Raw genomic sequence first — 18,622 nt, forward strand, 5'->3', positions numbered from 1 at the left:
AATACAACATTAAGAGAAAAAGGGGAAGTATGAGAATGATTTTTATTTCATAACACAAAAGAGGACGAAGGCGCTGTTAGAGAGAACATCGCCACTGTGATAAACTGAAGCGTCGCCCTTTGAAAACTGTTATTCATCATGAAATTGCATCATAAAGCGCTCAGGCTCTTTATCTCCGCAAGCGTCATTGTACTGACGTCCTCTTTTCTGGCTTATGAACTGATCGCCAGTGACAGGGCGATGAATGCCTATATGGGCTATATCATCGAAAAGGCAGACTCTTCATTTTTGTATGACAAGTACCAGAATCAGAGCATTGCAGCTCATTTAATGCGCACGTTCACGGAGCCCAAAACACCGTCATCCGATGAACAACAATATGCGTTATGCCGCAGATTTGAAACAGGTCGCAATACCCACGGCATCAATCTCACCACTCATAATAACCCATCGCTACATGGAACACTGCAAACCGCCGAGGCAAACTGCGCGATCGTAGCTGACGACGCTCCTCTGTTGTTCGCTTTTGATCAGGCGGTGGCCGCGAATCGTAACCAGAAGGATTATGGTAAAGGGCTGGGCACTGTAGAAGATAAATTCCACTACTATCTGGATATTAAAAAACGCTACGTCTATTTCTATAACCTGATTGACTCCAGACAATTTTTTATGCACCACTGGTCTTTTCTGCGAAAAGGAACGCTGGGAATCAACCGTAACGATATTGATGGTCAATTCACAGGGCGAACAGTGCTCTCAAGCATTTATCAGGACGATCTTACTGAAAAAAATGTGATGAGTTTTTTAACTCCCGTTTATCTACATGGAAAGTTAAAAGGCATAGTAATGGTGGATATTAACCAGGATAACCTGAAGAATATTTTTTACACTCAGGATCGTCCACTGGTCTGGCGCTATCTGGACGCGACTCTGTTCGACCTGAATTCAGAGAAAAAAATCATTGTCCATCAGAGCGAAAATAACCTCTTTAATTATGTTAATTATGTTCACGATCTGCCAGGCGGAATCCGTGTCACATTATCTCTCGACATCCTGTATTTTATTGTCTCATCATGGAAACTGTTCGCCTTTTACCTGCTCGTTACCGCTACGTTACTGAACATGGTCAGAATGCATTTTCGCCTTTACCATAATGTTAATCGTGAAAATATCAGCGATGCGATGACCGGCCTCTATAACCGTAAGATCCTGACACCGCAGCTTGAACAGCGTTTGCAGCGACTGGTCAACACAGGCACCTCCGTGACGTTTATCGCCATCGATCTGGATAGGTTGAAAGTCATTAACGACACGCAGGGGCATCAGGAAGGCGATCGCACAATTACATTGCTGGCAAAAGCCATTGAAGCATCGGTGCGTAAAACAGATTACGCAATAAGACTGGGAGGTGATGAATTTTGTGTAATTCTTATCGATTCAGTTGTACCGGCAACAACTTTACCTGAGCGTATTGCCAATAAGTTGCGAATCATCGCGCCAGATAAGGTGATTAGTTTTTCCGCTGGACTTTATCATATGCAACCTGAGGATACGATCCAGGACGCTTACAAGGCCTCTGATGAGCAACTCTATCTCAACAAACAACAAAATCATGCACGTTTGTGATACCCTTTTGCCGTTGAAACTTCATCACAATATTGGGAGTGAATAATGAATGAAGTCGCTAAGGGGATCACGGCTCACCAGCGTTTGATTACCCTTTTATCGCAGGAAGGCGCCACTTATCGTGTACTCAGCCACGAGGCGGTCGGTAAGTGCGAAGCGGTTTCGGAAATTCGCGGCACCGCACTAGGCCAGGGGGCAAAAGCGCTGGTGTGTAAAGTGAAAGGCAATGGCGTCAATCAACATGTCCTGGCGATCCTTTCCGCTGACCAGCAGGCCGATCTCGCCCAACTCGCAAACCATCTCGGCGGACTAAGAGCTTCGCTTGCCAGCCCTGCCGAGGTGGATGCGCTGACCGGCTGCGTCTTTGGCGCGATTCCCCCTTTTAGCTTCCACCCTAACCTGAAGCTGGTGGCCGATCCGCTGTTGTTCGAGCGCTTTAACGAAATCGCGTTTAACGCCGGTGTGCTGGAAAAATCAGTCATTATGAATACCGACGATTACCTGCGCATTGCGCAGCCGGAACTGGTCAACTTTCGCCGAGCGCAATAACGGCTCAGAAACGTCTTTCCAGCACCAGTACGGAAATCACAATCACCGCGGCAATAGCGAAAAATGATGAGGTAATGATCAGCGTTTCAATCAGCATATGATCGTTCATGGTTTCACCCCGTTGCGACAGAGAAAACGGCTCACCTGTTATTGATAAATCGAATTAATGGCAATTTAATGACAGCAAGCCTGGCCTGCCCGGAAAATTCTCCCTCAGGCATTCGCCTGAAAATGTGCCGTTATTGATAAAAAAGCCTGTTCACTCACGTATTTGCGCGTACAGTAAGCAGGCTTATCTTTCTCTGGCAAGGAAACCACGATGTTTGATGTCACTCTGCTGATCCTGCTTGGACTGGCAGCGCTGGGCTTTATCAGCCATAACACCACTGTCGCCGTTTCAATTCTGGTGTTGATCATTGTCCGCGTTACCCCACTCAATACGTTTTTCCCGTGGATTGAGAAACAGGGGCTGACCGTCGGGATCATTATCCTGACTATCGGCGTCATGGCGCCGATCGCTAGCGGTTCGCTGCCTCCCTCTACGCTCATTCACTCCTTCGTCAACTGGAAATCACTGGTTGCCATCGCCATTGGCGTCTTCGTCTCCTGGCTGGGCGGGCGCGGCGTTACGCTGATGGGAAGCCAGCCGCAGCTGGTCGCGGGTTTACTGGTGGGGACGGTACTGGGCGTCGCGTTGTTCCGGGGCGTGCCGGTCGGCCCGCTCATTGCCGCAGGCCTGGTGTCGCTGATTATTGGGAAGCAGTAAGCCCGGCCAGATAACGGCCTGGAGTTTGCCCCAGCCCCTTTTTAAACATGGTGATAAACGCGGTCGTTGAATCATAACCCAGCGTTTGGGCGACATGCTGCACGCTGTGTCCGTCAATCAACGCCTGCAACGCCAGAATAAGCTGCAACTGGTGACGCCAGCGACGAAAGCTCAGGCCGGTTTCCTTTACCACCAGTCGGGCAAGATTGCGTTCGCTCATGGCGAACAGGCTCGCCCACTGCCCCAGCGTTTGCCAGCGGGCTGGTTCACGCGCCATCGTCTCCACCATTTGACGTATTTTGGGATGCCCGGAGACCGGGAGCTGCATCTGCTCCTGTGGTTGTTGCGGAAGCTCATCAAACAAGACCTGTGTCAGGCGCTGCGTCATTGGCTCGGTACGCTGAATATCCGTTCTCGCGGCAAGCGCCAGAATCAGCTCCCGACACAATGGCGTTATTTTTAGCGTACAGCAGCGATCCGGCATCACGACCGCATCCGGCTCAATAAACAGAAAACATAATTCCGCCCCCGCCGTGACGTGGTTACTGTGGGGAATTTCGCCGGGAACCCATACCGCATACTGTGGCGGCACCATCCACATGGCGCTTTCTACCTCGCAGGTAATAGCGCCATGCAGCGCCAGGATCAGTTGCCCTTTTCGATGGTGATGCAGCGGACTGAAAAGCTCATCTTCGCGAGCGCGAATGCAAAAGGCCACAGCCGCATCATGGTGAAGGTCAGGCTCGTAGCCATCCAGTCTCAGGCCAATCATCATATTGTCCGATTTTAGCGATAAACTGTCATTTTAGCTTGATTGATCCAGAGAGTAAAAACGGTAAGGTATCGCCTCGCCTGTTGATATGAGAAAACAATGACTATTTCCCCTTCATTACGCGGCAAAAACGGTGCATTACTGATTGCCGGTATTCTGATGATTGCGACGACGCTGCGCGTTACCTTCACTGGCGCTGCGCCGTTACTGGAGACGATTCGTGCAGATTACGGGCTAACTACCGCACAAACGGGCCTCCTGACCACGCTTCCCTTGCTGGCTTTCGCGTTAGTCTCTCCGCTGGCGGCAAACATTGCGCGCCGGTTCGGCATGGAACGTAGCCTGTTTGCCGCCATGCTGTTGATTTGCTTTGGTATTGCCGTGCGCTCGCTGCCTTCTGCCAGCTTCCTGTTTACCGGCACAGCCATTATTGGTTGCGGTATCGCGCTGGGAAACGTGCTGCTCCCCGGGCTGATTAAACGCGATTATTCGCAGCATGTGGCAAAACTGACCGGCGCCTATTCATTGACGATGGGCGCCGCAGCAGCGGTGGGTTCGGCAATGGTCGTACCGCTGGCGTTGCATGGCTTTGGCTGGCGCGGTGCGCTGTTAATGCTGATGCTGTTTCCCCTGCTGGCCTTTCTTATCTGGCTGCCGCAGTGGCGCAACACGGCTACCGCCAACCTGAGCAGCTCCCGCGCGTTACACTCGCGCGGCATCTGGCGATCCTCCCTCGCCTGGCAAGTCACCTTATTCCTCGGCATTAACTCGCTTATCTATTACGTTATCATCGGCTGGCTGCCCGCGATTTTAATCAGCCACGGCTACAGTGAAGCGCAGGCCGGATCGCTACACGGCCTGCTGCAACTGGCGACGGCTGCGCCGGGACTGTTGATTCCGCTCATCCTGCACCGGTTCAAGGATCAGCGCAGTATTGCCGCGCTGGTATCGCTCATGTGCGCTCTCGGCGCGGCCGGGTTCTGGTTTGTGCCGGAACAGGCGGTGCTGTGGACGATTCTGTTTGGGTTTGGCTCTGGCGCGACGATGATTTTGGGTCTGACGTTTATCGGGCTGCGCGCCAGTTCCGCGCACCAGGCGGCGGCGCTTTCAGGCATGGCGCAATCTGTCGGCTATCTGCTGGCGGCATGTGGGCCGCCGTTGATGGGTAAGATTCATGATGCCAACGGCGACTGGCACATCCCGCTAATTGGCGTGGCGGTTCTGGCGGTCGCGATGGCGATATTCGGCCTTTATGCCGGACGCGATCGGGAGATCGCAGCAAAATAACCGAACGGGCAGGCATTGACCTGCCCTTGTTTTTATCCCCGTGCGGCTCGCAGCATCGCCTGCACCAGGGGAACGGGTTTTCCCGCCAGCGCGCCACGTTCATGCTGAAAAAGCGTACCAACGAAAAAGGGATGCGTTACCAGTTCCACGGCACGGATGTCTCCCGCCTCATCCCACCCGGTAACCCGCAAATCGCCATTCTCAAGTTCAGCGGCAAAATCCTCTGATACCCCGTAGTTGCAGTGATACCCTTCGGAGATAACGTCCTGCCCGTAGGCTTTGGCGACCAGCGTATTCGCCCTCAGTTCGATATCATCCGTTTTTTCCACCAGCGAGCAGCTCAACGGGGCGATAACCATCCGGCCGGAAGCATCAGTTTCGGCGTGCGCCGCATCGCGCCAGCCCAGCACGTTGCGGGCATACTCGAGGATCGCGTGCTGGAATCCGCCGCAGGTTCCCAGAAAAGGAATGCTGTTTTCACGGGCATAGCGAATAGCAATCAGTGCCCCTTCGGTATTTTTATAGGGACTGCCGGGAACAACCCAGATGGCATCATAGCCCACCAAATCTTCGTCACTATTGATGTCGGGCGTCGTCAGCCAGTCATAGTCCGCCATTAACTCCAGCACGGCGGCCGCATCATCAATAGCAAGGGGAATGGCCTGGTGCGCCACAATATCGGGGTTGTAATCACCCACCAGCGCAATACGTAGCGTGTCTTTAACAGGGGAAAGTTCCATGAGGCGTTCCTTATGTCAATGCAATGAGGGACAACATAAGGAACCTCAGACTACCGATCTTTTACTGTTATCACAATCCCTTAAATTGAGGAGGATCGAAGTGCTATAGTGATGACGTTCTACGTTTCAGAAACAGCCTGCTACGTCATCATGACGCGGCACGATTTTCCGGCGATCAGATTAATGAAGTCATGGCCTGGATTGAGGAGAGAAAAGGATGAAAATTCAGTGTAAACGCGTCTACGACCCGGCAGAAAAAAGCGACGGCTACCGTGTACTGGTTGACAGGCTGTGGCCGCGAGGGGTCAAAAAAACCGATCTGGCCTTTGACGAGTGGGATAAAACGCTGACGCCTTCATCTGAATTACGCAAGTCCTTTCACTCTGAAATGATTGATTTCAAGAGTTTTACTGAGCAATACCGGAGTGAACTCGACCAACAGAAGCAAGAAGGTAAACGGCTGGCGGACATTGCCCGCCAGCAGACGCTGACCCTGCTATATGCGGCAAAGAACACAGAGCAGAATCACGCACTTGTCCTGGCCGACTGGCTACGCGGATTGTGATTCGCACACAAAATCCGCCAAAACACGGCGCACGCGCAAAGCGATGCACCGGGTGTCACTTACCGCTGGCAGGATGATCTCTGCGCCAGAGATCCCACTCTTCGATCACTTCTCCGCCGGGCAGTTTGCATTCCGTGCGTACCCCTTGCGGGCTTTGAACGGGCACTCGCGTACCGCCCTTCTGTTCGCAATAGACGGCAGCCGGGTTTGCCATACCTATTTGCGGGGGTTTCGGCGCCTCGGGCTGGGATGACGACGAACAGGCGGAGAGCACCAACGCGCACGGCAGCGCGACAAACATGAATCTCATATGAACTCCCGTTAACATTACACCCCGACAGGTTAACCCGCCTGCCGTTGTATCTCCATGTTTTCTTGCGATGCGTATCAGAATGAAAAGCGTGACGTTAAAACATCTTTTGTCACGCACGACGCCCTGCTATCCTTGCTCGTCTTCCTATAACGAGAACGGGTGATAGCATGAAATTAGGCATTATTTTTCCTGTCGTGATTTTCATTACGGCGGTGACTTTTTTGGCATGGTTTTTCATCGGCGGCTACGCCACGCCGGGGGCGTAACGATGAAGAAAACGACGCTCATCATGATTGGCATTGCGATTATCGCGGTGGCAGGAACCAAACTGGGCTGGTGGTAACGGGCTTATCAAAATAATAAAGGCCACCAACGGTAGCCTTTTCGTCTTACGAACTACTTCGCTTAACTTTTGATTTTTCTGTAGATAAACAGAACGACAATCGCGCCGATAACCGCTACGGCAAAGCTGCCAAAGTTGAAGCCGTCAACTTTGCCAAACCCGAAGAACGTGCTGATCCATCCCCCTACCACGGCACCGACGATCCCCAGGATGATCGTCATGAAGAATCCGCCGCCATCCTTACCAGGCATAATCCACTTCGCCAGAATACCTGCAATAAGCCCAAAGATAATCCATGAAATAATGCCCATTTTTTCCTCACTTATGTTTGTACGTTAGCGGTTTACTCGCCGTTAAAAAGAATAGCACATCATCAGAGAATTGAAATTTGTGATAAATGTCACTTTTATTATTTTTTCTTTACTCCCATAAAAGTTGGGGTTGCAAGTTTAGATGATAAAGATTATCTTTCTCATTACTGAATAGTTGAGCAAATCACTCAGGTATTCAGTACGACATTGCTCACATTGCTTCCAGTATTTTTGCCCGCCTCACTGAGTGCGGGCTTTTTTTTGACGTTTACTCGTCATTTATGACGAATCCGCTGTCATTTTCTTCATCTTTTCGCAGGCAAGCCCCGCCGCGCCTGAGTTTCTGTTTCTGGCACGGTTTGTGCTTTAACAGCCCGTCGCTACGACAAACCGAAGCCAGCGCCATGTCGCGCGTCGGCTTCGACTACAATTCGCGCTATTTCAGCTTTTAACAGGTCTGTTATTGATGAAAAAAATCACCAGTGTGTGCCCGTACTGTGGGGCCGGGTGCAAGCTCAAGCTTGTTGTTGAAAATAACAAAATTATCCGTGCCGAAGGCGCAGAGGGTGTAACCAACCAGAACCAGTTATGCCTGAAAGGCTACTATGGCTGGGACTTCCTTAACAACACGCGGCTTCTGACGCCACGTCTGACCCGCCCGATGATCCGCTATCAAAAAGGCGGAAAATTTACCCCCGTCAGTTGGGATGAAGCGATCCGCTATACCGCACAACGCTTATCCGCCATTAAAGAAACCTTTGGGCCCCGCGCCATTATGACGACGGGCTCTTCCCGTGGGACAGGGAATGAGACCAACTACGTCATGCAGAAATTCGCCCGCGCCGTACTCAATACCAACAACGTCGATTGCTGCGCCCGCGTATGCCACGGCCCTTCCGTCGCCGGGTTGCAGGAGACGCTGGGTAATGGGGCGATGAGTAACTCCATCAGTGATATAGAGAACTCCAAATGCCTGCTGATTTTCGGCTATAACTGCGCAGACTCTCACCCTATTGTCGCGCGCAGAGTCATTAAGGCCAGGCAGAACGGCGCCAAAATTATTGTGTGCGATCCCCGGCGCATTGAGACCGCCCGTATTGCCGATCAGCACCTGCAACTGAACAACGGTTGCAATATGGCGCTGGTTAACGCCTTTGGCTACGTTCTGCTTGATGAACACCTTTACGACACGGAGTACGTACAAAAGCACACGGAAGGACTGGAGGCCTACCGGGAGACCGTAAAAGATTACGCCCCGGAATCCGTTGAACATTTGACCGGCGTCCCTGCCCAGCAGGTGCGTCAGGCGATGCGAACGTTCGCCGCCGCCCCTTCCGCCACGGTCATGTGGGGAATGGGTGTGACCCAGTTTGGTCAGGCTGTCGACGTCGTGCGCGGTTTGTCGAGCCTGGCGTTGCTGACGGGCAATCTGGGGCGTCCTGACGTCGGCGTCGGCCCGGTACGCGGTCAGAACAACGTCCAGGGAGCGTGCGATATGGGCGTTCTGCCTAACCAGTTCCCCGGCTACCAGGACGTGACGGATGCAGCCGCCAGAGAGAAATTCGCGCAAGCCTGGGGAATCGATGCCAGCCTGATGGATGACAAAGTCGGCACGCGTATTACCGAGGTGCCGCACCTGGCGATGGAAGGCAAAATTAAAGCCTACTACATCATGGGGGAAGATCCGCTGCAAACCGAGGCCGACCTGGGGCTGGTGCGGGCCGGTTTCGAGGCGCTGGACTTTATCGTGGTGCAGGATATTTTCATGACCAAAACGGCAGAAATGGCGGATGTTCTCCTGCCCGCGACCTCATGGGGCGAACACGGCGGCGTCTTCACCTGTGCCGACCGTGGCTTCCAGCGGTTTGAAAAAGCCATCGACCCCACCGGAGATGTGAAGCGCGACTGGGAGATTATCAGTCTGCTGGCGACCGAAATGGGCTACCCGATGCATTATGAAAGTAACCAGCACATCTGGGATGAGATGCGCGAACTGTGTCCGCTTTTCTACGGCGTCACCTGGGAGAAAATGGGCGATATGGGGCATGTGCAGTGGCCGTGCCCGGATCTTGATCACCCCGGTACGCCGTATCTTTACGCACATAGTCAGTTTGATACGCCCAGCGGCAAAGGCAAGTTATTCGCCGCGCCGTGGCGGGCTCCGGCGGAAGTTCCTGATGATGCGTTCCCGATGGTGCTCTGTACCGTTCGCGAAGTGGGACACTATTCCTGCCGCTCAATGACCGGCAACTGCGCTGCGCTACAGGCGCTGGCAGATGAACCTGGCAACGTGCAAATCAACACGAACGATGCGGAAAAACTGGGGATTCGTCATCGCGAACTGGTGTGGGTGAGCTCACGTCGCGGTAAAGTCATCAGCCGGGCCGATGTTTCAGATCGCATTAACCAGGGAACGGTCTATATGACCTATCAATGGTGGATAGGCGCCTGTAACGAACTGACTCAGGATAATCTTGATCCGATTTCGAAAACGCCTGAAACCAAATACTGCGCCGTGAAGGTCGAAGCCATTACCGATCAGCGCTGGGCGGAAAACCATGCTGCCCAATCGTACAGCGATATGAAGTCGCGTTTATGCGAGGCAATTGCATAAGCCGCGCTGTTCCTGTTAGCCCGGGTTCGGGAAAAAGAACCCGGGCATTTTCATCAGCGAACCTCAATATTCCGCATGCTGCGGTTCCGCCGTCTGCAACGCAATATATTCATCTTGTTTATCGCGTTTCATAAACGTCAGCGTAACCAAAAAAAGCCCGATCATGAACGGCAATTCGTACAGTTCTTCAATCAAATCGGTGTATTGCTTACTGTGCAGGAACAGCGGCGCCAGTAACCGATGATGCTCCACCGTATCGGAAATTAAAAACGCGCAGGCAGTAACAGTTAGCAACCACAGCGGCAGGGATTCTTCACGCAGCCGACGCGCAATTTCCTGGCGCAAAGTCTTTGAGATCAATACCGGAAGCACAAGCGCGGCGATCAGGACAACGGAAATCCCCCGGAAGATCATTTTGGGATGGTCAGGAAAATAGTCGCGCCCCCAGCTGGTGCTTCGCCCTAACAACACCAGCCACCACACCACCGCCCAAAGCCAAAACTGCTTTGCGCCGTCAGGGCGAGACAACGGCCTGATATACCAGGCGGTAAATAGCGCACCAAACAGTAGCCATAGCGCCTGCCCATTTTCAATCCATAACACCACGACGCCATTTAGCAGAGGTACGTGCCAGTTCGCAGTGAAAGGAATAACCAACGCAACAAGCGCAAGGACGAGAGCCGACGAGGTTAATCGAGTATCAAATTTCATGGTGGTCATTTTCTGTTCAGTGTTTGATGCTCAATCATATATTTTATGAATGCCAGAGCATTAACAAACAATGCGATGTTCTTAAGGTTTCCTTAATATTTCTTTTCAATTAATTTCAGTTGTCAGGTACATGCTGATATCAGGCGAAAAAAAAACCGCCCAGCGTCGTGATAGCGCTGTGCGGTTTAGCGTAACGGTTAAAAAATCGCGGTAGCAGGCTTCCCGAACGGGATCACCAGCCGCAAACGTCGTGCTCGTTTTCGGTGTCGTATGAGCGCACGGTGTTCACCAGATCTTTCACCACTTCTGCCGCAACGTCCGGGACCAGCAGTGTCATCGGCGCTTCAGTTTCATAATCAACTGAAACACCGTTGCTGTTATTGGTTACGGTAACGGTATAGGTCGCTTTGCCCATGATTTACTCCTTCCCGGTATGAATGACTTTTCGTTGGCTGGCGCTTTCCATCAGCACTTCCGGTGCAACAAAAAAGTCGATGTTAAAGTAGGTATCGTCGCTCATCACTTCGATGTTGTGCCATTTTTCCGGGGGAAAAACGCCGAACTGACCGGCTTCAATGATCATCACTTTTTCCGGTTCCGGGCTGTGTTCATCTGCGTATCCGAGATATTTGACCGCCCCCTGCATAACCGACAGGCGAGGATAAACCCCTGGTCGGGTTCCTTTATCAAGGTGGCGTTCGAAAATTCCGGCTGGCGCGGTGTCTTTATTCCAGAACGGAGTGGAGCGTGTATGGATATGATTTTGTGGAATTTGAAGCATTTTATTCCCTCTTCCAGTAACAACCAGCGATCTTACTGAATCGCTGCTGTAAAAAGGGTACGCCTCATAAGATGTGTTTTAAATACCATTTATTGGTTATTTTTTTCCGCCGCGCGTGGCGGTGAGCATCATCTTTAAGTAAAAAGTAAAAACGGAAGGCCCACAGAGTGCGCGGGCCTGATGGCGTTATGACTGAAGCGTCGCCAGACGTGCGGCAAAACCAACGAAAATCAAACCGATAAGGGAATTCCCCACCTTCGCCAGTTTCTTTTTCGTGCGAATGTACTGCGTTACAAAAGCGCCCGAAATAATCAGGAAGCTCAGATAGAAAAAGCTCACCACTTCAAGCGTTGTCGCCAGGATAAAAAATGACAGCCCCGCGTGCGGCGCATTAACGTCAATAAACTGAACGAAAAACGAAACGTAAAAAAGGATGGCTTTGGGATTGGTCAGGCTCAGAATTAAGGCACGTTTAAAGATTGCGCCAAACGGAACCTCATCATGCGCCACTTCGCTCCCTTTCGATTTGAGCGTGGCGTAAAGGATCTTCGCACCAAGATACAGCAGATAAAAAGCGCCGAGATAACGAACGATATTAAACAGCACCGGCGTTGTTTTTATTAATGTTGCGACGCCCGCGTACGCCAGAAACATCAGCACCGCATCGCCAATGAACACGCCGCTGGCGGCGAGATACCCACCTTTCATCCCTCGCCCGACGCTGTTTTTCAGCACAAATATCGTATTAGGCCCCGGCACCAGCACGATAAAAATGGCCCCAACCAGATACGTCCAGTAGTTCAGAACTCCATACTCTGCGAACACGTTAACCTCTTCCTGAAAAAAACAGATACGCTTTACTGCGAAACAATATGCTAACGAATGAACTGAATGATGGGAAGGGAAATCATAGCGTTGCGTTATATCATGATATTTACCGGCAAAGGCGCCCTACTTATGACAGATATCGCTCTTTTGGGACGCCGTCACAACACGATGGCGGGTCCTGCCGGGCCCGCCATAATAACAACATCTTAGTGGTGCAACATCTCGTCGACGACCTCTTCGGCCTTCAGCTGGTACGGATAATAGGTTGGCCAGTTATCCATTTCTTCAAGCAATGCCTGCTGGGAAGTGTTCCCCATAAAGATATGGAAATGGCTCGACTTACGCGGCGCGATAATATGATCGCTGAACTGCACATATTTAGGCGCGTTGCTCTTCGCATCTTTACACTCAAACAGATAGCGAACGCCTTTTTTACCGGATGCGTAGGTCAGGATTTTGTGTCCGGCATAATCGTATTGGCAGGACTCAACCTGATTACCGGTGTGAAATTCCATGACGCCATTCTCAATGCCGATAGTATCCACATTGGTGGCGTAGCCTTTACGGTAATAGGCCTTAATCTCCTCGGCCGTTTTGCTGTTATCTTTCTCCGCTTTCTTTTTAAATACCGGATCAAGCTCCCCGCTTACCAGATACGGATAAACAGACTGCCACATACCGTCCCAGTCCGTTAGCGCCCTGTCCTTCACGTTTTTATCGTCAAAAACGCCTTCTGCCGCCTTTTGCTCCATCTCCGTTAGCGGTGCGCCATGTGAATGGTGCCCATGCGCAAGCGCGTGTCCGCTAACCAGAAGCATTCCCAGAGCTACTGCTAATTTTTCAAAATGAATCGCCAAAATATCACCCTCAATCAGTGCGTAAAGATGGAATGTTATAATATAACATCACCATTAATTCAACTCTGAATGAGAAGCATAAAAAACGGGAGCACACAGGCTCCCGCTTATTCCGACAAACTAACAGTCCCCGGCGTTACAGAGTGACAATCTCTGGCTCATCAAATACCGTGAGCGTCGGGGCTTCGCCGGTAAATTTCTCTGCGTATACCAGGGTCGTATTCCCCGCGCAGCCGTTCGCCAGTCTTGACGTCGGGATGTCCGCCGTCAGCACGTTGGCGCCGCCGTTTTTACAGATGCCATTCTCGATATCAGGCCAGGCGCCTTCATGGATACAGATGATCCCCGGCTTGATCCCGTCGCTGACGTGCGCCCCGACCAGAACCTGACCACGACCATTCCATACGCGTACCAGGTCGCCCTCGACAATGCCCCTTGCCTTCGCATCATCTGGATGAATCGTCACCGGCTCGCGATCGGCAATGGCATACTCTTTTCGCAACGACGCATAGTTCAACTGACTGTGTAGACGGTGCGCCGGATGGGCGGTCAGCAACTGTAACTGATCCTTATCCGCAGACCCTTTCCACTCATCTGGTTCAATCCATGAAGCATGAGGCGGACAGTCTTTGTAGTGATAACCTTCAATGGTTTTTGAATAGATCTCGATCTTACCGCTTGGCGTACCGAGCGCATTCATGACCGGATCATGGCGGAAATCGGCATAACGCACATACTTGTTGTTCTTTTCGTTCTCGCGCATTTCAATCAGCTTATTCTGCTGCCAGAACGCATTGAACTGAGGCATTGCCACACGTTGAGCGCGAGCCGCCTTTTGCGCGGCGTCGTAGAATTGCTTAAGCCACGCCATCTCATCTTTACCTTCGGTATAGACCGCTTTGCCGCCGGGTTTGAGCATCTCAGCTAAATCAGCAAAGACGTCAAAGTCATTACGGGCCTCAAACTGCGGCTCAATCACCTGCTTCATAGGCACCAGATGCTGGTTGCTGTAGTCTCCGGTCATCGTGAGATCGTTACGTTCAAACGATGTGGTGATCGGGAGAACAATATCGGCATGTTTCGCCGCCGCCGTCCAGTAACACTCGGAAATCACCACCAGCTCGGGCTTCTGCCACGCTTTGATTAAGCGGTTGGTATCCTGATGATGAGTAAAGTTCGCGCCGCCTGCCCACCAGATCATTTTGATATCCGGGAAGGTCTGCTCTTTACCATTATGCTGATATTTTCCTCCCGGGTTTTCCAGCGCCTCCACAATTCGCGCCACAGGCAGGTTCACCACCGCATCCGATACCGCCCAGTCGTTCCCTGCCGACGATCCCCCCTCAATTTGCGCCGATATCGCAGGCAGTACACCACCGGTACGCGTCGGGTTCCCGCCGTTGGAATAGTGATAGGAGAAACCGAAACCGCCGCCTTCCGTCCCAATTTGCCCCAGCATCGCGGCCAGCGTCACCAGCATCCAGTGTTTTTGCTCACCGTATTGCTGACGTTGAATCCCCCAGCCCGCCATCAGCATGGTTTGGTTGCTGGCGAAAATTTCCGCCAGTTTCTCAATCTGTTCTGCGGGTACGCCACAGACGCCGGATGCCCATTCAGCGGTTTTCTCAACGTTGTCGCTCTTGCCGAGCAGATACTCTTCAAACTGCGGATAACCGGTGGTGTATTTTTCCAGGAACGCTTTATCGTGACGCTCTTTTTTCACCAGCGTATGCGCAATCCCCAGCATCATCGCCACGTCAGTTCCCATATGCGGGGCGATCCACGTTGCATTGTCGCCAAAAAACTCAATGGTTTCTGAGCGCATTGGGTCGATCGCGATAACGGTTTTTCCCGATTTCTTCAGCAGATTAAAATACTCAAGCCCCTGCTCATCCGTACTGCTCCAGGCAATTTTTAACGTGTTGAGCGGGTTCATCCCCCACAGCACCACCACCTGGCTGTGCTCAAGCACCATCGGCCATGTCGTCTGTTGTTCATATACCTCAACCGATCCCACAACATATGGCATGATAACCTGCGCCGCCCCGGTGGAATAATCCCCGGTATGGCCTGCATATCCCCCGGCCATACTCATATAGCGTTGCAGCAACGTTTGCGCTTTATGCAGAACGCCACTGGAGCGCCAGCCATAGGAACCCGCAAAAATGGAGGACGGGCCATAGCTGCTACGAATACGGCTATGCTGCTCATGAATGAGTTTCAGCGCCTGTTCCCAGCTCACCCGCACAAAGGGATCGCTTCCCCGTTTACCGTCCGCTTTACCTGGATTTTCCAGATAGCTTTTACGCACCATTGGGTATTTTACACGGGCGTTGGTATGTACCTGGTCCGGCGCGGTTTGCTGCAATGAGTTCGGTATGGTTTTAGGTAATGCGCCTTTTGAAGAGACAACTTTGCCGTCTTTGACCTCCACATATACGGCCCCCCAACGTGCGGCCGTCAGGATGGCGCCGCCATTTTGGTTTTCGGCCCAGGCAGGCATTGGGATCACCGAAGAAATCGCCATAGTCCCGGTTGCCGCTCCAGCCGTCTTGATAAAGTCACGTCTTGTGAGTTTCATGATTTCTCCTGGTATTATCACTATTCATGCATGTCTTTCGCGTTGTACTGGAAGTAACGGCTCAGGATATCCAGTTCGTTTTCACTGATGTTGGTACGAGCCCCCATCCCTTTCGCCACAGAGGGCCAGGCATTGAGGGTAAAATGCTTCGCAGGAATCGGCGCATGGCAGCCTGCGCAGTACACATTGTCGAGTTTGCGCGCGTAGTCCCACATCGGTTCGCGGCTGGCGAGCGCAGAGCCGCTCCACTCGCCCTGTAGCGCCACATCCCGCCACGCGTTACCGTAATCATCTTTTTTCCAGTCAGAGAGAATGTGGAGTGATTGCTGCCCTTTCTCACTCAGACTGGCAAGGATCAACCGCTGGCCTGCCGCGTAGTAAATAACCTGCTCGCTCCCCTGCATCTGGCTCCCGCGGATCTCCACCAGCCGTGACGTTTCCGTCGATTTCAGGACATGCATTTGCGTGGCCGGATAGACGGTTGCCAGATCGCCAAGTGCGGTATTGCTTACGGCATAGAGCGTTTTTGCAGATGCGGGGGTAGATGCAGACTGGGCCTCAAGCGCTTTGAGGGCGCTGTCGTCCATTGTTATTTCGGGTGGGAAGTGGGCGACGCCTTTGTGGCAATCAATACAGGTTTGTTTTTCCTGAATGCCCATTTGGTGCATTTTGCGGGCATCAGCGCTTTGCGCGTCAAGATCCATCGCATCCATGCTATGACAGCTACGACAGGTTGCGGAGTCGCTGGCTTTCAACTGCGCCCAAACGGTTTGCGCCATCTCCAGACGATGCTCTTCAAACTTCTCTGGCGTGTCGATTTTTTTGGTGATGAACTGATGATAGACATCTTTCGAGGCAAGGAGCTTGGCTACCAGGTAATCCACCCCGCCTTCCGGGATATGGCAATCCGCGCATTCCGCACGAATCCCCTTCTGATTCTGGAAGTGAACCGAGCCCGTATACTCCTCATAAGGCGCCTGCATCGTATGGCAAGACAGACAAAATTCAGTGCTCGATGTTTTATGTAACGTCCATTGCCCCGCTAAAACAATTACTGCGCCAAGAACGATGCAAAGCAGCATCATCCATAAAATGGTTTTATTTATTTTTCTCATTCTTCATTCTCGTCAGACAACTACCCTTTTAGAGGTAGACAATAATTAGACCGAGCAGGTTAATTATTGATATCCATCAAGCGTGGATGTGAATAAGAATTAGCATGCAAGTAAATTTGAAGGGGATCGCAGATTACACAGCAACGGGATATATGAATACAAAAGTGTTAAAACACAGTCAGTTACACTGCATAATATAGATATTTAAACCGGTATTAAATTAAATATCAGGAGAAAGTTTCAAATAATTAAGATGGCGATTCAAGAGAGAGAAAATATCCCGTCGTTATATAAATAAATATACAATGAAATAAAGCAAAACGGAACCCATTACTGCTTCATAACGATATTCACGGTAAAAATCATTCTCCTGACAGCCATCATGTCAGTAACACCTTCTGGTGGACGTTTTGTGTCTACATTCTTACGACTTGCGGACTCGTTCACATAACTTTGATCTGATTACTTCTTATACAACCGATAAGTCCAGTACACTTAAGGTGGAGATAAAACAAACAGGAGGTGGTGAATATGTATCGTTCTATTCTGGTGCCGATTGATATCTCAGAAGCCAGCTTGACCCGTCAGATCATCCCGCAGGTTGAGGCGCATGCTAAAACCGCAAAGGTGCATTTTTTGGCCGTAATACCTTCTGTCCCGTTCTATGCCTCACTGGGTCTGGCCTACTCCAGCGAGTTCCCGGATAGAAGCGGTCTTCAGTCAAAGGCCGCCGTCAAACTGGAGGAAATTGTTAAACAATTCAATATCCCCGAGGGCAGGAGCCAGTCCCATGTTGTCTACGGCCCGCCCAAAGATCAGATCCTCAAACTGGCGGATGCGGTAGAAGCCGACCTGATTATCATTGCGTCGCATCAACCGGGTTTCAGCACCTATCTGCTGGGTTCAACTGCTGCGGCCGTTGTTCGCCATGCAAACTGCCCTGTTCTGGTTGTACGCTAATACCGCTCGCTAACCCTGGCGAAAACGGGAGCCAACAGGCTCCCGTTCTTGTATCACACCTGTTTTCTGATGAATGACTCCCGATAAAAACAGCCTTATAAAACGAATGGTTGAATCATTAAATGATAATGGTTATCATTCTCTTGCTGTAAATACCTTAGCGCCTAATACAGGTATTGAAAGCACGACATTGCTCACATTGCTTCCAGTATGATTTTGCCCGCACTCTGTTGCGGGCTTTTTTTGCCAGAGTATTCATGCTCTCAGGGAAAAGGGCATGTGAGTCGTTAAACATTAAAAGGATATTTATGAACATAAAGAGAGTTGCCGGCACGATTTCAATCGTATTGTTGACGGCTTGTGTCGACTCAGAAGTACAACCCGCGCCCTCTTCCGCCAGCCCAATTTGTCAGGGATTCGGCTGTGTAAAAACTCCCGGAAAACTTCCCAGCCGCGCCGCCACCCATAAACCGACAAAAGAAGAAAGAAACCGTGTGATCCGGGGCGAGAAACCCGATTTTGGCTCCGAAGAGTGGAGTGTCGGAGGTACGCTGCCTGGCTGGTAATTGCAGGTGCAGAGTCGTCACTCTCACAACACGCCATTCTACTGGCATAAAAAAACGGGAACTGACAGGTTCCCGTTCTTGTTTATCCTCAGGTGCATATTTACAGATACCCGGCGATATAACCGGAGATCATACGCACAAGATAAGGCCACCCGGCCATGACAAGCAGCATCAGCAGCGCGATAAGCAGCCCCGTTAATACTGACCGAATGCGTTCATGTTCCGTACCCATTTTCACCTCCCCTGACCGCAGAAAATGAATGACTAAATTCCCAATAGCACGAACACATGACAGGTTTATGACGGCATTATTGACCAGTAACCGCCCGGAGGCGGT

At 51.4% G+C, this 18,622-nt stretch carries 20 protein-coding genes and 1 pseudogene; 8 read left to right on the forward strand and 13 right to left on the reverse strand.

Annotated elements, in window-relative coordinates:
- Positions 1 to 138 precede the first annotated feature (138 nt).
- Entirely contained in the window at positions 139 to 1,626 is a 1,488-nt protein-coding gene (gene dgcJ, locus OGX80_RS09260; protein WP_071258209.1) for a diguanylate cyclase DgcJ, read from the forward strand.
- A 45-nt stretch (positions 1,627 to 1,671) separates the two neighbouring features.
- Positions 1,672 to 2,175, forward strand: coding sequence for a YbaK/prolyl-tRNA synthetase associated domain-containing protein (locus OGX80_RS09265; RefSeq protein WP_012132676.1), 504 nt, complete (start codon positions 1,672 to 1,674; stop codon positions 2,173 to 2,175).
- 4 nt (positions 2,176 to 2,179) lie between these two features.
- Here OGX80_RS09265 and yoaI read toward each other — a convergent pair whose 3' ends face one another.
- Positions 2,180 to 2,284 (reverse strand): small membrane protein YoaI, encoded by a 105-nt coding sequence (gene yoaI / locus OGX80_RS09270; protein ID WP_096753847.1) that lies wholly within the window; start codon positions 2,282 to 2,284, stop codon positions 2,180 to 2,182.
- Between the two features lie 210 nt (positions 2,285 to 2,494).
- On the opposite strand from yoaI, the gene OGX80_RS09275 reads away from it, so the two are divergent.
- The gene (locus OGX80_RS09275) at positions 2,495 to 2,941 is read left to right on the forward strand and encodes a DUF441 domain-containing protein (RefSeq protein ID WP_012132677.1); all 447 of its coding nucleotides are present in this window, start codon (positions 2,495 to 2,497) and stop codon (positions 2,939 to 2,941) included.
- On the opposite strand, the pseudogene OGX80_RS09280 reads toward OGX80_RS09275, so the two are convergent.
- Positions 2,924 to 3,713: pseudogene (locus tag OGX80_RS09280) on the reverse strand (AraC family transcriptional regulator); the annotation flags it as partial. The gene OGX80_RS09275 and the pseudogene OGX80_RS09280 sit on opposite strands and share 18 nt — an antisense overlap.
- Positions 3,714 to 3,812: 99 nt before the next feature.
- Between OGX80_RS09280 and OGX80_RS09285 the strand changes: the two are divergent.
- Positions 3,813 to 5,000 (forward strand): CynX/NimT family MFS transporter, encoded by a 1,188-nt coding sequence (locus OGX80_RS09285; RefSeq protein ID WP_047457440.1) that lies wholly within the window; start codon positions 3,813 to 3,815, stop codon positions 4,998 to 5,000.
- A 32-nt stretch (positions 5,001 to 5,032) separates the two neighbouring features.
- Here OGX80_RS09285 and OGX80_RS09290 read toward each other — a convergent pair whose 3' ends face one another.
- The gene (locus tag OGX80_RS09290; protein ID WP_012132680.1) at positions 5,033 to 5,740 is read right to left on the reverse strand and encodes a CTP synthase C-terminal region-related (seleno)protein; all 708 of its coding nucleotides are present in this window, start codon (positions 5,738 to 5,740) and stop codon (positions 5,033 to 5,035) included.
- A 217-nt stretch (positions 5,741 to 5,957) separates the two neighbouring features.
- On the opposite strand from OGX80_RS09290, the gene OGX80_RS09295 reads away from it, so the two are divergent.
- Complete coding sequence (locus OGX80_RS09295; RefSeq protein WP_115181705.1) at positions 5,958 to 6,305, forward strand: DUF488 domain-containing protein; 348 nt, start codon at positions 5,958 to 5,960, stop codon at positions 6,303 to 6,305.
- Between the two features lie 55 nt (positions 6,306 to 6,360).
- Here the strand turns inward: OGX80_RS09295 and OGX80_RS09300 are convergent, their stop codons facing one another.
- Complete coding sequence (locus tag OGX80_RS09300; RefSeq protein ID WP_115181706.1) at positions 6,361 to 6,615, reverse strand: putative hemolysin; 255 nt, start codon at positions 6,613 to 6,615, stop codon at positions 6,361 to 6,363.
- A gap of 170 nt (positions 6,616 to 6,785) precedes the next feature.
- Here OGX80_RS09300 and OGX80_RS09305 point away from each other — a divergent pair, with 170 nt between their 5' ends.
- Positions 6,786 to 6,884 carry a YoaK family small membrane protein gene (locus OGX80_RS09305; RefSeq protein WP_024130398.1) on the forward strand — a complete coding sequence of 33 codons (99 nt, stop codon included), beginning with the start codon at positions 6,786 to 6,788 and terminating at the stop codon, positions 6,882 to 6,884.
- 139 nt (positions 6,885 to 7,023) lie between these two features.
- Here OGX80_RS09305 and OGX80_RS09310 read toward each other — a convergent pair whose 3' ends face one another.
- Positions 7,024 to 7,272 (reverse strand): GlsB/YeaQ/YmgE family stress response membrane protein, encoded by a 249-nt coding sequence (locus OGX80_RS09310; RefSeq protein ID WP_012132684.1) that lies wholly within the window; start codon positions 7,270 to 7,272, stop codon positions 7,024 to 7,026.
- Positions 7,273 to 7,738: 466 nt separating this feature from the next.
- On the opposite strand from OGX80_RS09310, the gene fdhF reads away from it, so the two are divergent.
- Positions 7,739 to 9,886, forward strand: coding sequence for a formate dehydrogenase subunit alpha (fdhF, locus tag OGX80_RS09315; protein WP_115181707.1), 2,148 nt, complete (start codon positions 7,739 to 7,741; stop codon positions 9,884 to 9,886).
- Positions 9,887 to 9,949: 63 nt separating this feature from the next.
- Here the strand turns inward: fdhF and OGX80_RS09320 are convergent, their stop codons facing one another.
- From OGX80_RS09320 to OGX80_RS09350, 7 genes are all read right to left on the reverse strand, one after another.
- The gene (locus OGX80_RS09320; RefSeq protein WP_058669016.1) at positions 9,950 to 10,597 is read right to left on the reverse strand and encodes a hypothetical protein; all 648 of its coding nucleotides are present in this window, start codon (positions 10,595 to 10,597) and stop codon (positions 9,950 to 9,952) included.
- Positions 10,598 to 10,829: 232 nt separating this feature from the next.
- Positions 10,830 to 11,012, reverse strand: coding sequence for a DUF1869 domain-containing protein (locus OGX80_RS09325; RefSeq protein ID WP_012132688.1), 183 nt, complete (start codon positions 11,010 to 11,012; stop codon positions 10,830 to 10,832).
- A 3-nt stretch (positions 11,013 to 11,015) separates the two neighbouring features.
- Entirely contained in the window at positions 11,016 to 11,378 is a 363-nt protein-coding gene (gene yeaR / locus OGX80_RS09330) for a DUF1971 domain-containing protein YeaR (RefSeq protein ID WP_024130400.1), read from the reverse strand.
- Positions 11,379 to 11,564: 186 nt separating this feature from the next.
- Positions 11,565 to 12,203, reverse strand: coding sequence for a leucine efflux protein LeuE (gene leuE / locus OGX80_RS09335; RefSeq protein ID WP_012132690.1), 639 nt, complete (start codon positions 12,201 to 12,203; stop codon positions 11,565 to 11,567).
- Between the two features lie 209 nt (positions 12,204 to 12,412).
- Positions 12,413 to 13,063: a metal-binding protein ZinT gene (gene zinT / locus OGX80_RS09340; protein WP_024130401.1), complete on the reverse strand. Its 651-nt coding sequence runs from the start codon at positions 13,061 to 13,063 to the stop codon at positions 12,413 to 12,415.
- A 136-nt stretch (positions 13,064 to 13,199) separates the two neighbouring features.
- On the reverse strand, positions 13,200 to 15,644 hold the full coding sequence (locus OGX80_RS09345; protein WP_115181708.1) for a trimethylamine-N-oxide reductase 2: 2,445 nt from the start codon (positions 15,642 to 15,644) through the stop codon (positions 13,200 to 13,202).
- Between the two features lie 20 nt (positions 15,645 to 15,664).
- The gene (locus OGX80_RS09350; RefSeq protein ID WP_115181709.1) at positions 15,665 to 16,759 is read right to left on the reverse strand and encodes a NapC/NirT family cytochrome c; all 1,095 of its coding nucleotides are present in this window, start codon (positions 16,757 to 16,759) and stop codon (positions 15,665 to 15,667) included.
- 531 nt (positions 16,760 to 17,290) lie between these two features.
- Between OGX80_RS09350 and uspF the strand changes: the two genes are divergently transcribed.
- Entirely contained in the window at positions 17,291 to 17,719 is a 429-nt protein-coding gene (gene uspF, locus OGX80_RS09355; RefSeq protein WP_012132695.1) for a universal stress protein UspF, read from the forward strand.
- A 666-nt stretch (positions 17,720 to 18,385) separates the two neighbouring features.
- On the opposite strand, the gene OGX80_RS09360 is transcribed toward uspF, so the two are convergent.
- Positions 18,386 to 18,517: a hypothetical protein gene (locus tag OGX80_RS09360; RefSeq protein ID WP_012132696.1), complete on the reverse strand. Its 132-nt coding sequence runs from the start codon at positions 18,515 to 18,517 to the stop codon at positions 18,386 to 18,388.
- Between the last annotated feature and the right edge of the window lie 105 nt (positions 18,518 to 18,622).

The organism is Citrobacter sp. CK194 (assembly GCF_030333395.1).
GTDB classification, from domain to species: domain Bacteria; phylum Pseudomonadota; class Gammaproteobacteria; order Enterobacterales; family Enterobacteriaceae; genus Citrobacter_B; species Citrobacter_B koseri.